Here is a 16,906-nt window from a genome sequence, read left to right on the forward strand (position 1 = left end):
GTTGCAGCGCACGCGGTTTTTATTTCTGACAGAAGTTAAACTTCTTTTTCTACAAGAAGCGCTTCAAGTAAATCGAGATCATGCAGCAGTTTTTGCAGCGTCTCATTACTGATTTTCTGCGTGGCGCGCAGGTGATACAGCTCACCACGTTCAGCGCGCAGCGCGGTCAGACGGAAGCGACGCTCGAGGTTTTCCAGCTTCAGCGCGGTTTCCATATCATCGCGGTTGGCCGTGCGTCGTCGCAGAGTCCCGATAACCCGCGAGCTGATTTCCTTCAGCGTCTGCTCGTCGATGTTTTCTTCAGTATCCGCCGCCAGACGTTCCTCCATCTTATGCAGGCTTTCTATCGCCACTTCCGCCGCGATAGATTTCGCCATGCGTTCTTCTTCGCGATACGCGGTGCCATCCGCCACCACCACGCCTTTGAGCAGGAACGGCAAGGCAATCACGCCCGCAATCAGCGAGAACAGAATGACGCCGGTCGCCAGGAACACCAGCTGATAGCGCGACGGGAAGGCCGAACCATCGGCGAGGAACAGCGGAATTGACAGCACACCCGCCAGCGTAATCGCCCCGCGAACACCGGCGAAGGATGCCACCCACAGCTCACGCGTACTGTAGCTGCCAAACAGCAGCGGTTTCTTTTTCAGGAAACGGTTGCTGAAATTTTTCATCACCCACAGCCAGACGAAACGCAGGATCAGCAGCGCAAAGTAGATAATCCCGACGTCTGCAAACAGATGCCACGTCACGATAGACGGATCGTGTGTCGCCTGATCAATTGAGTTCTCAAGGATGCCCGGCAATTGCAGGCCCAGCATAATGAACACCATGCCGTTGAACACAAATTCCAGCATCGCCCAGACGCTGTTGGCACGCAGACGCATCGCCAGCGGTGCGTTACGGATAATGCCCGACTGGCTGATGGTCATACCGGCGGCCACTGCGGCCAGAATGCCCGATACGCCAATGTGTTCGGCAATAAGATAAGAGGCGAAAGGCAGCAGCAACAGGAAGACGATTTGCGTTGCCGGATCATCACCGCTCCAGCGGCTCATGATACGCAGCGATTTACTGTACAACCACGTCACCGCCACACCGGCCATCAGGCCACCGATCGCCACTTTAAGGAACTCAACGCTGGCCCCGCCGACGGTAAAGATCATCGTGCCCATCGCCACAGCGATAGCGAATTTCAGCGACACCAGACCGGACGCGTCATTCATCAGCGCTTCACCTTCCAGCACGCTCATGATCGACTTCGGAATACGGCCCTTGCCGACAATCCCGCCTAATGCCACGGCATCGGTGGGTGAAAGCACCGCAGCCAGCGCGAACGCAGCCACCAGCGGAATATCCGGCACCATCATATAAATCAGATAGCCGATACCGACGACGGTGAGTAATACCAGCACCAGCGCCAGCCCAAGAATTTCGCGACCGTGGTGGAGGAATTCACGGGTCGGGGTTTTCCAGCCATCGGCGAACAGCAATGGCGGGATGAACAGAACGAGAAACAGTTCCGGATCGAAGTCCACGTGCAGGCCAAAATTGGGCCATGCCAGCAAAGCACCGACGGCAATCTGCATCAATGGAAGAGGAACCTGAAACGGCAACATTCTGGTGACGACACCGGATAGCGACACCACCAGAATCAAAATCAGAATGGTAAAGAATATTTCCATGCTTTCCTTAGACTCTTGTTTTTATGATTTCAATCAGACAGGGTCTGACACGTACAGGGGGAATAGTAGATCAAAAAAAGCGTACTTTTAAATCAGAGCGTGCTTAAAGCCGCTTTTAAACCCAAGTCAAGGTACCCAGACTGGCCTTAAGGTCAACACCGTGGGTTGCCACCCACACTGGCCTTAAGGGCGGCTTATCGCCGCCGCCCTTAAGAATCCCGGGCTCTTTCACTGCGCGCTGTCGCAGGTACGATGGACATGTTTCGGTACATTTGTGAGTGGCGCAAAATATTGCCGCTACGCGGTTCCTTCTCTCGGTCTTCGAGCCACTGGTCTCGAAGCCGCTCCGTTCAGCAAAATTTTTAATCACGCCATTTCACTCTCTGAAAAGCAGATTGGTTTTGAATTTAAGATTGTGCGGGCGATTCAGAAATCTTGCCGAACGGAGCGGCCTGAAGACCCAGGGCTTCAGGACCGAGAGAGGGAACCGCGCAGCGGCAAGATTTCCAGCCTGTCGCAGCGGTTGCTGAAACATAGCCAGCGAGCGAAGCGCTTGTTGAAAAAAGCGAGGGGAGTTCAGAGGGGAAAAGCCTTTCCCCTCTGGTCGGTTTGGGCGCAGCGCGTTAAGCGATCACCGCACGTGAGAAACCGAAATTTTCTCGGCCCGCCGGTGCAACCGGCAAAAACCAAAATTTTCTCAGTCAGCCCGCCGGTGCAACCGGCCAAAACCGCCTGATGCCCGGCCTGGCATCAAATCGCCCAGCCGCCCGCATAAAACACCACCAGCGCCACGGCGATCACCACCGTGCCCACGTTCAGTTTCCGCCATTCGCCGGAGAAAATACGGCCAATCACCAGCGAGCTGAAACCGAGCATGATGCCGGTCACGATGTTACAGGTCAGCACGATGAACACCGCGCACAGCAATCCTGACATCGCATCCACGAAATCGGTGAAATCCAGTTTGGTCACGTTGCTGAGCATCAGCAGACCGACGTACATCAGCGCCGGTGCGGTAGCGTAAGCCGGTACCAGATAAGACAATGGAGACAGGAACAACATCAGCAGGAACAGCACGCCGACGACCGTTGCGGTCAGGCCGGTTTTGCCGCCCGCTGCCGTACCGGCTGCCGATTCGATGTAAACCGCTGCCGGTGATGCGCCAACCAGCGAGGCGAAAATGCTGCTCACGGAGTCTGCGGTCAGCGCTTTGCCGCCGCTGATGATCTGGCCGTTTTCATCCAGCAGGTTTGCCTGACCGGCTACTGCGCGGATAGTGCCGGTGGCATCAAACACCGCGGTCATCACCAGCGCCAGAACGCTTGGCAATACCGCCGCTTTCAGCGCGCCCATGATGTCGAGATCGAAAATCACCGATTTGCCGTCAGCACCTGCCAGAGAAGGCATCGCGAACAAACCCTGATATTTCACGGCAGGATCGAAAATCAGACCGATAATGGAAATCGCAATAATCACCAGCAAAATGCCGCCGGGCACTCGCAGTTTCTCAAGGCCGAAAATCACCGCCAGTCCGAGCAATGTCATGATCACCGGGAAAGAAGTAAAGGCGCCGAGCGCGACAGGTAAACCGTCCAGCGGGTTTTTCACCACCAGACCGACGCCGTTGGCCGCGATCAGCAACAGGAACAGGCCGATACCGATGCCGGTTCCGTGCGCAACGCCAGTTGGCAGGTTGCGCAAAATCCACGACCGGATGCCGGTCATCGAGATAATGGTGAACAATACGCCCATCAGGAATACCGCGCCGAGGGCAACCGGCACGCTGATGTGCTGGCCGAGCACCAGACTAAAGGCGGTAAAGGCAGTCAGAGAGATGGCGCAACCAATCGCCAGCGGCAGATTAGCCCACAGGCCCATCAGCAGGGAGCCGAAACCGGCCACCAGACAGGTCGCGACAAACACGGCACTTGGCGAGAAACCCGCTTTGCCAAGCATTGACGGTACAACGATGACCGAATACACCATCGCCAGAAACGTCGTTAAGCCGGCGATCACTTCCTGGCGAACGTTACTGCCACGCGCACTGATTTTGAAAAAAGCATCAAACGGGCCCTTTGGCGCAACGGCGCTGCCCGTCTGAGTGTGTTGACTCGACATGAAAATTCCTCTGAATGTCTCTGCTGATTAGCCGGCGTGGTCATTATGAAACCGTTTCTGCACGTTCACTTCCCTATTTGTCGCCTGAAATCGCCGAAACGGGCGTCAGAACGGCAAGGCAAACGTTTAACTCGCATCGCGTATGGCGGGACAAAAATTAACGCAAACGATTATCTCGTTTTTAATTACCACACATCAACTGTGAATGACGACAATTTACCGTTGTCTGGTCAATAAAAACGCGGTTGTGGTGCAAATCTGTCCGCCTGGCGATTTGCTGTGCGGTAACGGTTGCGCACGCGCTTCGTGGCGATGAGAAAGAGAGACAGCAAATCAGGATGAATAGGCTATGCCGGGAGGTAAAAGACCGGAGATAAAAATAACAGGACGTTTATTAAGGTTTATTTTCTGATGGCGTTCATTGGGCAAATTCCACACCCGCAAAGAGCCCGCTGTGAAATATAAAAAGGGAACACGTTCCGGCGATAAAAAACCAAAACGCCCCCCCCCTTTAAATTTTTGAGGACTTAAAAACCATTAACGCAGGATATTCAAAGGGCCTCCGGTTTCCAGAGCCCGCTGATAAGCCGGTCGGGCTGTCACATTGGAAAGCCATGCATTTAAATGTGGGTATTTTCCCAGACCGGTGCGGGCGTTTATGGCTTCTACCGGGAAACTCATCTGAATGTCCGCTGCGCTGAACTGATAACCCGCGAAATAAGGATGCGTGGTCAGATGTTGTTCCAGATAATCCATGTGGGTATAAATCTGTTTATCCAGATAGTTTTTCTGCACACCCTGTCCGATCGCACCGGCAATCGGGCGGATCAGCCACGGCATTGGCGGCTTGCCCAGACGGCTGAAAATCAGCTTCATGACCAGCAGCGGCATCAGCGAACCTTCGGCATAATGCATCCAGTAGCGATACTGCTGGCGCTCCGCGAACGCCGTCGGTTTCAGCGTGCCTGCCTCATCGTACACTTCCTGCAGATACTCAATAATGGCGCCAGATTCCGCGAGGATCATGCCGTTATCTTCCAGTACCGGTGATTTGCCGAGAGGATGCACTTTTTTCAGCGATTCCGGTGCCAGCATGGATTTCTTATCACGTTGATACTGTTTGATTTCGTAAGGTACGCTCAGTTCTTCGAGCATCCATAAGATTCGCTGTGATCGGGAATTATCCAAATGATGAACTGTTAACATAAACGTCTTCTGCCCTGTCGTATTTAATTATCTGTTAACTATAGACAACGGTTTCGTAGGCCGTATCACATTCGTTTAAAAACCCTTTCTTTCATCCGGATTAATACCGCAAAAAATCTTTTTATTTGATTAAAATTACTTACGGATTAATCTTAATTACACGAAAAAAATTATCGTAACTTCATTCGCCTTTAATAATTCTTAATGCCATTATCGCCGGATAAAAAAATCAGCCCGTCGCTTTCGACTCTATGTTTGTGGAGCCTTACATGTTTTCCAGTAATTACAACAATGTGCTTGTCATGTTTTCGTTCATTGTTGCAATGCTTGCCTCTTATACCGCGCTTGATATGGCTGGCCGGGTTGCCACCACGGAGGGAAGGGCTTCCCGACTTTGGTTAATTGGTGGCGCCATTGCAATGGGCATCGGTATCTGGTCCATGCATTTCATCGGCATGCTGGCTTTTAATTCCTCTATGCCAATGGGTTACGACCCGGTCATTACATTGCTTTCCATGCTGATTGCGATTATTTCCTCGGCGTTTGCGCTCTGGCTGGTATGCCTGCAAGAGTTGCCGCTGCGGCGATTGCTGGCCGGCGCGTTACTGATGGGTGGCGGCATTGCGGCCATGCATTACACCGGAATGTCAGCGATGCTGATGATGCCGCCGATTGTTTATGACTTCCGCTGGGTCACATTATCCGTCGTGGTCGCCATTGTTGCCTCCGGCGCAGCACTGTGGATGGCGTTCCATCTGCGCCAGCAGTCGCCGAATGTGCGCCTGTTGCGCATCAGTGCCGCCGTGGTGATGGGCACGGCGATTGTCGGTATGCACTATATCGGTATGGCCGCTGCGCAATTCCCCATGGACAGCCACAGCATGGCGGCCTTCAGCGGCGTGGATAATAACTGGCTGGCGCTGCTGGTGATTGTAGTGACGCTGGCTATTCTGGCGATCACCCTGATTATTTCTATTCTTGATGGCCGGATGCAGGCACGCACGTCGATTCTGGCGTCGTCGCTGGCGCAGGCTAACCGCGAGCTGACTCAGCTGGCGCTGCACGACAATCTCACCCGTTTACCGAACCGCCTGTTACTGGAAGACCGCCTCAGTCAGGCGTTTCAGAAAGCCTCGCGGGGAGAATCTCAGTTTGCGGTGCTGTTTATAGATCTCGACGGGTTCAAAGCCGTTAACGATGCTTTTGGCCATCACATCGGCGATCAGCTGTTAATTTCTGTCACTGAGCGGCTGAAATCCCAGCTGCGCGCGACAGACACGCTGGCACGTCTCGGCGGTGATGAATTTGTCCTGCTGGTGGAAATCGCTGAACCGACAGACGCTTCTCAGTTAGCCGATAAACTGGTGCATCTGATTGCCCGTCCGTTTTACGTGTCCCGCTACGAACTGCTGGTGTCCGCCAGTGTCGGTATCGCGGTGTATCCGGGCGACGGCGAAAATGAACGCGAGCTGATGCTCAATGCTGACGCAGCGATGTATCACACCAAAAATTCAGGCCGCAACGGGCACAGTTTCTTTCAGCCTTCGATGAATGCCAATGCGCAAAACCAGCTGCAGATGCTCAATGATTTGCGTCTGGCTATCGAGCACCATGAACTGCGGTTGCACTATCAGCCGAAATTTATTGCGCCTTACGGGCCGGTCAGCGGGTTCGAGGCGCTGCTGCGCTGGGAGCGTGACGGCAAAACGCTGAGCCCGGATGTGTTCCTGCCACTGGCAGAGAAAACCGGTCTGATCATTCCGATTGGCGAATGGGTGCTGAATGAAGCCTGCCGCCAGCTGCGCGAATGGCATCTGCAAGGACACACCACCTGGACGGTGGCGGTCAATCTGTCCACGCTGCAATTTGAGCAGTCGAATCTGGTCGAAATGGTGATTGAGACGATTGAACGTCATCAGATCCCACCGGAAATGCTGACGCTGGAAGTCACCGAAACCACCGCAATGCGTAATCCGGACGTCAGCGTGGCAATTCTCGAACGCCTGACCCAGTACGGTGTGAAGGCCTCCATTGACGATTTCGGCACCGGCTATTCCAGCCTGCTGTATCTGAAACGTCTGCCGGCCAGCGAACTGAAAATCGACGGGGCCTTTATCAATGACCTGATCGCCGGCAGCGAAGACGCCAGCATTGTGGCGGCGATTATCGCTCTGGGCCAGACCCTTAATCTGAAAGTGGTGGCCGAAGGCGTGGAGACCACCCAGCAGCAGGATTTCCTGACGCAGCTGGGTTGCGACACGTTGCAGGGCTATCTGCTGGGACGTCCGATGACACCGCAACAGATTGCCCAGCATCCCGATACCGACTGGGAACCGCAGCTCTCCATCAATCATAAACCTGACTAACCCAGGGCGTCGTACATCACGCGGTCGCTGTGCGGAAAAATCGCACAGCGTTGCGCAGTTCGACGCTTTGTTCCGTCAGCGATTGCGCGGCGGCGGCAGCCTGTTCAACCAGCGCCGCATTTTGCTGCGTCACCTGATCCATCTGACCGACCGCAATGCCCACTTCATGGATCCCGCTGTGTTGCTCCGAACTGGCGGTCGAAATTTCACTCACAATCTCCGCCACCTTATTCACCGAAATCACGATTTCGCTCATCGCTTTACTGGCACGATCGGCCTGATCTGAACCTTCGGAAATTTTACTCACCGTGTCCTGAATAAGATCTTTAATCTCTTTTGCCGCCTGCCCGCTTTTCTGTGCCAGCACGCGCACTTCACTCGCCACCACCGCAAAACCTTTACCCTGCGTCCCCGCGCGCGCCGCTTCCACGGCGGCGTTGAGCGCCAGTAAATTGGTCTGAAAAGCGATGCCTTCAATGACGCTGATAATATTAATGATTTCGCTGGAGCTCCCGGAGACATCGCGCATATGCGCCTGCATACCGCTGACAATCGCCCCGCCCTGCGAGGCCGTTTTCGAGGTTTCGTGTGCCAGCTGGCTGGCCTGCCGCGCATTCTCAGCATTCTGGCTGACGGTCGCGGTCAGGTTCTGCATATTCGAACTGGTTTGCACCAGCGATGCCGCCTGCTCTTCCGTGCGCTGCGACAGATCGACGTTGCCCTGCTCAATTTCACTGGCGGCGTGATTTATCGACTCGCTGCCCTGCATGATCTGATGAATGGTTTTGTTCAGTTGGAGATTCATGGCATTCAGCGAAGCCAGTAAACTGCTCTCATCTCCCGGCTTAAGGGTAATTTTGGCGGCCAGATTACCGGTCGAAATCTCATGCATAATCGAAGCCGCATAAGCCGGTTCTCCGCCCAGTTGGGTGATCAGATTTCGTGCCAGCAAAAGCGCCATGAGCAGGGAAATAATAAAGGCCACGGCGACCAGCACTAAAAACATCACACTGGCACTCCGATAACTGCTGTGCGTCTGTGCGGCAGCCTTCTCGCTGTTGGCAAGTTCGTCACTGACCAGTTTCGCCAGATCTGCCATCAGCTGGGTGCGGTATTTACGTGAATTGTCACCGCTGATTTGTGTGGCCTGCGCAATATCGTTGCGTTCCACTGCTGCAATAACTTCATCATTTGCCAGCGAAAACTGTTCGAAATTCCTGACGATTTTCTTAAAGAGGTCTGATTTACTGCCTCCGCTGTTCAGCTTCTGATACGCATTTTCGGCGGTCTTAAAGGTATCGACGGCTTGCTGAATTTCCACCCGGTGCCCGTCGCGCGGTGCCCCTTGCGGCGAAGCAATGTATTGCACCTGCTGCAGGCGTAATTCCGCCAGTGTGCCGCGCATCACCAGCGGATATTGCACACCGGGAAGACGATAGGCACGGTAGTTTTCGATCTGCTGATTACTGCTGTTGAGCAACCAGGCGGACATGGCGGCAAGGGTGAGCATCAGCGCCATCACGAGGGCAAAAGCGCCGAGTAAACGGGTAAGAACAGAGAGACTGGTGAATTTTTTCATCTGGACACATCAGAAAGTCAGTGAAAGGAAACTCTCATAACGGCCGGAAAAAAGGGAACTTTATGGCAAAATGAAACTATATTTCATTTTGTTAAACACTGGCTTTCAAAATGTAATTCCACGGTTACCGGACAAATTTTTCATGTTATCCACGCGGCTAAAAAGATGATCTGCAACGCAGATTGGGATTTTTGCCCTCTCCTGACGAGAGAGCACCATCAATGCTTTATTTCAGGCTACTTAATTTCAGCGTGGTTCAAAATCCGGCCATAACGGCGCGATGTCAGACATCAGATTCGGAGTTCCGGCTGCCACTGCCATATGCCGGTAGTTGTCGGTACCATCCGGCGTTTTCGCGAATTTCACCACCGTGTGCAGTCCGGCTTCCTGACACAGCACTGCACCTCCTGCAATGTCCCACAGCGTCGTGCGCCGTTGCAGATGGCCGTCGATAATGCCTTTGGCGGCAAACACCATACCGATGGTCGTGCAGCGATAACAATGCACCGACCAGTCTGCGGCGCGAAGCCCCTGATAGAATGCCGAAGCTTCGTCCAGTTTGTCGTCCGAGCTGTCGCCCAGCGATACAATCTGCACGTCGCCAAAACGGTCATCGCGACGGAATGGCTTTCCGTTCAGGAAAATCCCCTTTCCGGATTCTGCGGCAAACAAGTCGTTTAATACCGGCAACGCCACAATGCCCACCACTGGCTTTTTGTTCTCGACCAGGCCGAGCGACACGCCCCATAGCGGCGAACCGCGCAGGAAATTCGAGGTACCGTCAATCGGGTCGATCACCCAGCAAGGCGCGTCAGTCAGCACGCCACCCAGTTCCTCACCGATAATGGCATCCTGCGGGAAATGCTCTGCAAGCTGGCGACGGATAAACTGCTCGACCGCCACATCCGCCTCAGAGACGAAATCCTGCGTGCGTTTGCTGCTGACTTCAATGGTGTCCCGGCGGTTAAAAAAGCCCAGCGCCAGTTCAGCCGCCTGCGCCGCGATCTGACTGGCCATCGCCAGACGGGGAGACATCGTCGTGTTGGTCATCATAAATCCTGAATATTCAGTCTGAAGGAGAAAATCATTTCCATAGAATGCACCGGAATCGATGAATAAAAAATGACAACCGGTCCTTTATCACCGGTCATATTCAGCTATGACATAACGCTATATAATCCTCTGTATAACGTAACCAGAGGATTTATCCGTGCACGCATTATCATCCCGCTTTTTACCTTCACTCGCCCTGCTCGGGCTGGCCCTGAGTTTTGCTTCCCCTTCCGCTCTGGCTGCACGCCAGATTACTGACCAGTTAGGCCGTCAGGTCACGATCCCCGATAACGTGGATCGCGTGGTTGTTCTGCAACATCAGACCCTGAATCTGCTGGTTCAGCTGGATGCCACCAAAGACATTGTTGGCGTGCTGAATAACTGGCAGAAACAACTGGGCAGCGGTTATGCGCGCCTTGCGCCAGAGCTTTTAAAAACGCCGGAAGTGGGTGACCTGACCAGTGTGAATCTGGAAAGCGTGGTCGCGCTGCATCCGCAGGTGGTTTTCGTCACCAACTATGCGCCGCAGGAAATGATCGACCAGATCAGCCAGACCGGCATCGCGGTGGTGGCGATCTCACTGCGTGACGATCCGAAAGGCGAAGAACATAAAATGAATCCGGTGCTGCCTGATGAAGATAAGGCGTACACCGAAGGGCTGAAGAAAGGCATCGCGCTGATTGGCGAAGTGGTTAATCACCAGAAACAGGCTCAGGCATTGATCGACTATACTTTTTCAGAGCGCAAGCTCACCGCCGATCGTCTGAAAAGCATTCCGCCTGAACAGCGGATCCGCACATACATGGCAAATCCCGATCTGACCACTTACGGTTCCGGCAAATATACCGGCCTGATGATGTCCCATGCCGGCGCGATGAATGTGGCCGCCGCGACCGTGAAAGGATTTAAACAAGTGGCGATGGAACAGGTGATTGCCTGGGATCCACAGGTGATCTTCGTGCAGGACAGATATCCGGAAGTGGTCGGGCAGATCAACGGTGATCCGAAATGGCAAAGTATTGATGCCGTTAAACATCATCGGGTCTATCTGATGCCGGAATACGCCAAAGCCTGGGGCTACCCGATGCCCGAAGCGCTGGCGATAGGTGAACTGTGGATGGCGAAAAAACTGTATCCACAAAAATTCGCCGATATCGATATGCAAAAACAGGCAGACGCTTATTACCAGCGCTTCTACCGGACGGATTTTAAACCCGCGGCGGACGCGGCGCGCGCGGGAAAATAACCTCGTCCCCGGCGTTTATTGTTGAGGCAATGTGACAAGGAGACCTGATGACAAATTCAATCAAAGTGCTGGCCGCAGGTAGCCTGCGCCGGGCATGGCAGCCGTTGTGTGAAGCATTTACGGAAAAAACAGGCACGAAAGTAATTGCGGAATTCGGCCCCGCCGGGTTGTTACGTGAACGCATCGAACAGGGTGAGAAAGTCGATCTGTTTGCTTCCGCCAATACTTCTCACCCCCTGGCCTTACAGCAGCATGGTAAAGCGCTGTCAGTGGACAGTTTTTGCGGCAACAGCCTGTGCGTGACGGCGCGTAAAGTACCAGAACTGGACACACTTAACTGGCTGAAAGTGCTGCTCGATTCGCGTTTCCGGCTGGCGACTTCGACGCCAAAAAGTGATCCTTCCGGCGACTATACCTGGCAGATGTTTGAAAATATTGAGCGTCGCCATCCGGGCGCGGGAGAAACCTTGCGCAATAAAGCCTTACGGCTGGTGGGCGGTGAAAATTCAGCAAAAGTGCCGGAAGGAAAACTGGCTGCGGAATGGCTGATTTGCAGCGGGCAAGCCGATGTATTTATCGGCTATACCAGTTATGCCACGCTGCTGCGTGAAAATGACGAGCTGGAGGTGTTCAACGTGCCAGCCGATTACAATGTCCGCGCCATCTACGCGCTGGCCACCTGCACCGAAAAAGGCAAACCGCTGGCGGAATTTATTCTTTCAGAAACCGGCCAGCATATTTTGCAGAACGCCGGTTTTTGCGGAAAGCATTCGGTGATGCCGGAATAAAGACTAATGATCTAAATCGCGTTCCTTCATTGCCCGCTGACGATCGTAATACTCATCTTCGGCGGCAATGATTTCATCCAGCAGGGAATCCACATCGGCTTTATGCGTATCTTCGGCAAACAGGCCGGTCAGCGGCGATTCCGGCGTCAGTTTGCCGTCTTCGTACAATGCCCAGATCTCTTTGGCATAGCGCGTTTCCAGCAACTTCGGCGCGAACTGACCGTAATACTCGGTCATGTTATTCACATCGCGCTCAAACATCGATTCGGCATGGTTATTGGCGGCCGCATCCACGGCCTGCGGCAGGTCGATAATCACCGGCCCGTCGGCATCCATCAGCACGTTAAACTCTGATAAATCGCCATGCACGATACCGGCACACAACATGCGCACGATATTACGGATCATGGTTTCGAAATCAGCCACCGCTTCTTCTTCGCTGAGGATGACATCACTGAGGCGCGGCGCAACCACACCGTCAGCGTCGGTGATTAGCTCCATCAGCAACACGCCATCGAGACAAATGTAAGGCTGCGGCACGCGCACACCGGCATTCGCCAGACGGAACAGCGCATCGACTTCCGCCGTCTGCCAGGACTCTTCCTGCTGTTTACGTCCGAACTTAGTGCCCTTTTGCATCGCACGCGCGTTGCGGCTGTTACGGACTTTACGGCCTTCCTGATACTGTACGGCCTGCTTGAAGCTACGCTGCGTCGCTTCTTTATAAACCTTGGCACAACGGATCTCTTCACCGCATAACACGGTGTACACGTCGGCCTCTTTGCCACTTTTCAGTCGACGGACCACATCATCAATCAGGCCGTCATCCACCAGAGGTTGGATTCTATTTGGGATTTTCATGCAGCCTTGTACCTTATTTCAGCGCATGAGGGAATGACCTGCGCAATATTCCCTTCATTACACACCAGACACGCCGTTCGCGTCATCCTTTCTTGATCCTTATCGCTTACTGCCTTCAGGAGTACAGTTTAACGTAGTGGCGATGGAGTGGATACTTTCTGCGCACAAGTTATTGTCATTCTGCGTAAAAAAGCACACGGACATTGTGGGTGTTTTCCCTCTGATCATCATCGCCGGGAATTTGACTTAAATGATGACTTCAGGCCTGATAATTATTTCTTACTGTAAATAAGTCCTGCCAGTTATTATATTTTCATATCGCCGGAACTTTTTCTCTCAATTGAGCTTTTCGTGCTGTTTAGCTGAGGTTTAATAACGGCATGAAATGGTATACGCTCCGTTTAGAATTTTGGTGGTACTGTGCCGGTAATTTCCCGTTGCAGGTTGTCTCTTATGAACACTCTATTAATTACCGGTGCCACTGGTTTCGTTGGCGGAGCTGTTGTTGAATATTTTCTGCGTCAGCAATTAACCACCAGAAATAAACTATTACTTTTAGTCAGGGCTGACGATAATACGACGGGACTCGCCAGAATTATCGATAACTTAAAGAAATTTGAACTCAGTGATGAACAGCTTTCTTCTCTGAGCGAACAGTCAATATTAACCGGTGACTTAGCTGAGCCGGAAAGTTTTATTCATGACCCGCGTTTAGATAATGTCACGCATGTCATTAACTGTGCCGCCATTGCGTCATTCGGTAATAATCCGGCCATGTGGCGGGTGAATGTTGAAGGCTCACTGGTGTTTGCCAAACGTATGGCACAGGTCAAAGGGCTGCAAAGATTTGTGCATGTTGGCACGGCGATGGCCTCAATGCCTGATAAAGACAGCGTATTCTATGAAGGGATGCCGGACAACGAGCAGAACGAAGACCTGGTGCAATATACCGCGTCCAAGCGCGCCATCGAGAATCTGGTGCGGGAAGAATGTCCGTCACTGCCGTTTGTCGTCGCACGTCCGTCGATTATCGTCGGTCATACCCAGTACGGTTGCCAGCCTTCGAGCAGCATTTTCTGGGTCTTTATGATGGCGATCAAACTGAAGAAATTTACCTGTACGCTCGACGACCAGGTGGATGTGATCCCGGTAGATTATTGTGCGATGGTGCTGGCAAAATTATGTCTGGCGACCGAACTCAGCCATAATTTTTATCATATTTCTTCCGGCGAAGAGATGTGTACACCCTTCCATGAAATTGATACCTCTGTGGCAAAAGCGAATAATTCGCCACGGATTATCAGCGAATATGAGCAGATCAGTTATCAGGACTTCACCGGTATCCGTAAGCAATTTAAAGATGTGCTTGGTCCGTGTAATGACAAAATCATTTTACGCGCCATTAAACTTTACGGCGGTTTTGCCCAGTTAAACGTGAAATTTGATAACTCACGCTTATTGAATATGGGTATTCCTAAACCTGCGGCCTTTAAAAGTTATATTGATAAATGTGTTTCCTCCACCCGTGGACAATCTATCAGCGAACTGATGCGGGTTGATTTTAAATAAACACGATGTCTGTTAAATATTAAACACTCCCCTAAATCATTCTCGTTGCATCAAGGCGGCAACGGAATGAATCCCCGGGAGCTTACATAAGTAAGTGACCGGGGTGAGTGACCAATCTGCAGGGAGCAGATTGGAACGCTGCATGCAGCGGCTCCTTCAGGAGCGAGGTCCATGGATGGGCCGAGTAACGCAGCCAACGCAGAAGCAGCGTGAAGGATGACGGGGATTATACCAGGCCGTTTCGGCCATACAGCCTGAAACCTTCGCGCTGATTCAGCCTGTCGTAATACGCCGTCACTGCCGGTAACGCCGGACGTGGCATCGGCGTCATTGACCAGCGGTTCACCGCCAGCCCGAGCGGAATATCTGCCAGCGTAAAATTATCTCCCAGCACGTAATCGCCGCTGCGCTGAAGTTGTTCTTCCAGCATCTGCATGTGACGGTTCCATTCGCTGACACCGGCATCAATCAGCGCCGGATCCTGATGTTGCGCACTGTTGCGCGCCAGCGCCGGAAACGCATAGCGCCAGGCGTTATTCAGCTCACCGGCCTGCCAGTCCATCCACTGTTCCGTCAGCGCGCGACGCTTCGGGTCAGAGGACAGCAAATCCTCGCGCCCTTCCCGCGCCGCCAGATACCGGCAAATCACGTTGGATTCCCACAGCACGAACTCGCCGTCGAGCACCACCGGCACCATCGCATTCGGGTTCAGCGCTTTAAATTCCGCTGTCTGTGTGGACTGAAAACCTGAACCAAACTGCTCCTGCTCGTAATCCAGCCCCAGTTCATGGCAGGTCCACAACACTTTACGCACATTGATCGACGGTGATTTACCCAGAATCTTCAGCATGATTTCCCCTGTTAGGTGGAACGCAAATGGCCGGTCACGACGGACGAACAAAAATCCGCGTGGCAGAGCCGTGATAAGTGGTGTCGGTTTTCGCCACGAAACCACATTTTTCCGCCAGCCGAATTGAAGCCTGATGCTCCGGCGCAATAATGCAGCATAGCTGACGATCCAGATTTGTTTCAGCCCAGCGGATCACCGCCTGCGCCGCTTCAAACGCGTAACCTTTGCCGTGAAACGCCGGAGAAACCACCCAGCCCATTTCTGCCATGCCGCTGAGCGAGGGAGTAATGTCACGCTGATAATCTGCCAGACCAATTTCGCCGATAAACGCGCCTTCTGCACCATCGGTTTTTTCAAACACAATCCAGTAGCCGAAACCGAGCATCTGCCAGTGGCCGGGATAACGCAGCAGACGGCTCCAGCTGGTTTCGCGACCCGACGGTGTGCCGCCGATATATTTCACCACCGCAGGATCAGCCCACTGCGCGGCAATATGTTCAAAATCATCAACGTGATGGGCGCGTAAAATCAGACGTTCGGTTTCGATAACAGGTGCCTGGGTCAGCATGGTTTTCCCTGAATAAAGTGAATTTCCATTAAATTAGCACTGGAATCAGACAGACCGGAAGAAGGGTTTTAACGCGGAATGAAAATCAGACGATAATGCCGCCGCGCAGCGTCCCAGCTCGACATGCTGCCTTTCGGCATCAGACAAAAACGATCCGGTCCGCCGCCGTTGTGCCACCCTCCACGGGTTTTGTGATAACACTCATAGCCGTCGGCAACATACAGGCTCCGCGTATGATGATCGGCGCTTTCCTGATTCACGATGTCATTTTTGTTCGACCACGCAGCCAGCTGAATGCCGGAACCCAGCTCCACACTGTCATGCAGAACCGCTTTGTGCTGACGCAGCGTTTCAAAAGCCTGATAAACCTTAGTCATGGCATGTCCGTGTGAAGGGAGGAAGAGGTTCAGGAGGAAGACCGTCGTAGCATAAGGCAGGTTACCGGTGCGTACAAAAAATCGCTCGACACACTGGCTCTGCGTGTTGCATACCTGAAAGGCCGCATCCCCGAAGATGCGTGCCCTACAGAAAATAATGAGGAGAATAAAATGCCTTTTGTACGTATTGATATGGTCGAAGGAAAACCCGAAACCTACCGCAAAACCGTTGGCGATGTGGTCTACGACGCCATGCGCACCACGCTGAATGTGCCGGAAAATGACAAGTTTATCGTCATCTCCGAACACTCTCCGGCAGAAATGATGATTTCACCGGACTATCTGGATATCCAGCGCAGTCCGAACTGCATCGTGATTCAGGTAACGCTCAACGCCGGCCGTACACTGGAAATGAAAAAGGCGTTCTATCACGCCGTAGCTTACGGGCTGCATGAAAAAGTCGGATTACGTCTGGAAGATGTGTTCATCAGCCTGGTCGAAGTGCCGAAAGAAAACTGGTCCTTCGGCAACGGCGAAGCGCAATACGCATGATACCTGGCCTGAAGATTAACTTCAGGCCAGTAAGTTCTCACCGCCAATCAGCGGAATAATCCGGGCAAGCACATCGTTAAACCGTTAA

General features: G+C 53.0%; 14 protein-coding genes and 1 pseudogene. 6 read left to right on the top strand and 9 right to left on the bottom strand.

Annotated features, from left to right (window positions below; translation table 11 throughout):
* Positions 1 to 35: 35 nt before the first annotated feature.
* On the bottom strand, positions 36 to 1,685 hold the full coding sequence (locus ACM615_RS16955) for a Na+/H+ antiporter (RefSeq protein WP_113876704.1): 1,650 nt from the start codon (positions 1,683 to 1,685) through the stop codon (positions 36 to 38).
* A 274-nt stretch (positions 1,686 to 1,959) separates the two neighbouring features.
* Between ACM615_RS16955 and ACM615_RS16960 the strand changes: the two genes are divergently transcribed.
* Complete coding sequence (locus ACM615_RS16960) at positions 1,960 to 2,421, top strand: hypothetical protein (RefSeq protein WP_129638061.1); 462 nt, start codon at positions 1,960 to 1,962, stop codon at positions 2,419 to 2,421.
* A 14-nt stretch (positions 2,422 to 2,435) separates the two neighbouring features.
* On the opposite strand, the gene ACM615_RS16965 is transcribed toward ACM615_RS16960, so the two are convergent.
* Entirely contained in the window at positions 2,436 to 3,803 is a 1,368-nt protein-coding gene (locus ACM615_RS16965; RefSeq protein WP_113876702.1) for an NCS2 family permease, read from the bottom strand.
* Positions 3,804 to 4,340: 537 nt separating this feature from the next.
* The gene (locus ACM615_RS16970) at positions 4,341 to 5,009 is read right to left on the bottom strand and encodes a glutathione S-transferase family protein (RefSeq protein ID WP_113876701.1); all 669 of its coding nucleotides are present in this window, start codon (positions 5,007 to 5,009) and stop codon (positions 4,341 to 4,343) included.
* Positions 5,010 to 5,278: 269 nt separating this feature from the next.
* Between ACM615_RS16970 and ACM615_RS16975 the strand changes: the two genes are divergently transcribed.
* Positions 5,279 to 7,375 (top strand): putative bifunctional diguanylate cyclase/phosphodiesterase, encoded by a 2,097-nt coding sequence (locus ACM615_RS16975; RefSeq protein WP_112287038.1) that lies wholly within the window; start codon positions 5,279 to 5,281, stop codon positions 7,373 to 7,375.
* Positions 7,376 to 7,391: 16 nt separating this feature from the next.
* On the opposite strand, the gene ACM615_RS16980 is transcribed toward ACM615_RS16975, so the two are convergent.
* Both ACM615_RS16980 and ACM615_RS16985 read right to left on the bottom strand, forming a co-directional pair.
* Positions 7,392 to 8,954: a methyl-accepting chemotaxis protein gene (locus ACM615_RS16980; protein ID WP_159282278.1), complete on the bottom strand. Its 1,563-nt coding sequence runs from the start codon at positions 8,952 to 8,954 to the stop codon at positions 7,392 to 7,394.
* Between the two features lie 246 nt (positions 8,955 to 9,200).
* A complete protein-coding gene (locus ACM615_RS16985; RefSeq protein WP_112287039.1) occupies positions 9,201 to 10,004 on the bottom strand; it encodes an inositol monophosphatase family protein in 804 nt (267 codons plus the stop codon).
* A gap of 160 nt (positions 10,005 to 10,164) precedes the next feature.
* On the opposite strand from ACM615_RS16985, the gene ACM615_RS16990 reads away from it, so the two are divergent.
* Both ACM615_RS16990 and modA read left to right on the top strand, forming a co-directional pair.
* Positions 10,165 to 11,253, top strand: coding sequence for an ABC transporter substrate-binding protein (locus tag ACM615_RS16990; protein WP_431012217.1), 1,089 nt, complete (start codon positions 10,165 to 10,167; stop codon positions 11,251 to 11,253).
* Between the two features lie 47 nt (positions 11,254 to 11,300).
* On the top strand, positions 11,301 to 12,041 hold the full coding sequence (gene modA, locus ACM615_RS16995; protein WP_120162193.1) for a molybdate ABC transporter substrate-binding protein: 741 nt from the start codon (positions 11,301 to 11,303) through the stop codon (positions 12,039 to 12,041).
* A gap of 3 nt (positions 12,042 to 12,044) precedes the next feature.
* Here modA and ACM615_RS17000 read toward each other — a convergent pair whose 3' ends face one another.
* A complete protein-coding gene (locus ACM615_RS17000) occupies positions 12,045 to 12,902 on the bottom strand; it encodes a PA4780 family RIO1-like protein kinase (protein WP_112287042.1) in 858 nt (285 codons plus the stop codon).
* A gap of 453 nt (positions 12,903 to 13,355) precedes the next feature.
* Between ACM615_RS17000 and ACM615_RS17005 the strand changes: the two genes are divergently transcribed.
* A complete protein-coding gene (locus tag ACM615_RS17005) occupies positions 13,356 to 14,471 on the top strand; it encodes an SDR family oxidoreductase (RefSeq protein ID WP_113876696.1) in 1,116 nt (371 codons plus the stop codon).
* 226 nt (positions 14,472 to 14,697) lie between these two features.
* On the opposite strand, the gene ACM615_RS17010 is transcribed toward ACM615_RS17005, so the two are convergent.
* The 3 genes and pseudogenes from ACM615_RS17010 to ACM615_RS17020 all read right to left on the bottom strand — a co-directional run.
* Positions 14,698 to 15,321, bottom strand: a complete 624-nt coding sequence (locus ACM615_RS17010; RefSeq protein WP_129638058.1) for a glutathione S-transferase family protein — start codon at positions 15,319 to 15,321, stop codon at positions 14,698 to 14,700.
* A 34-nt stretch (positions 15,322 to 15,355) separates the two neighbouring features.
* Positions 15,356 to 15,889: a GNAT family N-acetyltransferase gene (locus tag ACM615_RS17015; RefSeq protein WP_112287045.1), complete on the bottom strand. Its 534-nt coding sequence runs from the start codon at positions 15,887 to 15,889 to the stop codon at positions 15,356 to 15,358.
* 110 nt (positions 15,890 to 15,999) lie between these two features.
* Positions 16,000 to 16,266, bottom strand: a pseudogene (locus tag ACM615_RS17020) (AraC family transcriptional regulator); the annotation flags it as partial.
* 171 nt (positions 16,267 to 16,437) lie between these two features.
* Here ACM615_RS17020 and ACM615_RS17025 point away from each other — a divergent pair.
* Positions 16,438 to 16,818, top strand: coding sequence for a tautomerase family protein (locus ACM615_RS17025; protein WP_112287050.1), 381 nt, complete (start codon positions 16,438 to 16,440; stop codon positions 16,816 to 16,818).
* Positions 16,819 to 16,906 lie beyond the last annotated feature (88 nt).

It is taken from the genome of Rahnella sp. PAMC25617 (assembly GCF_050606005.1).
In the GTDB taxonomy this organism is placed as follows: Bacteria; Pseudomonadota; Gammaproteobacteria; order Enterobacterales; family Enterobacteriaceae; genus Rahnella; species Rahnella variigena.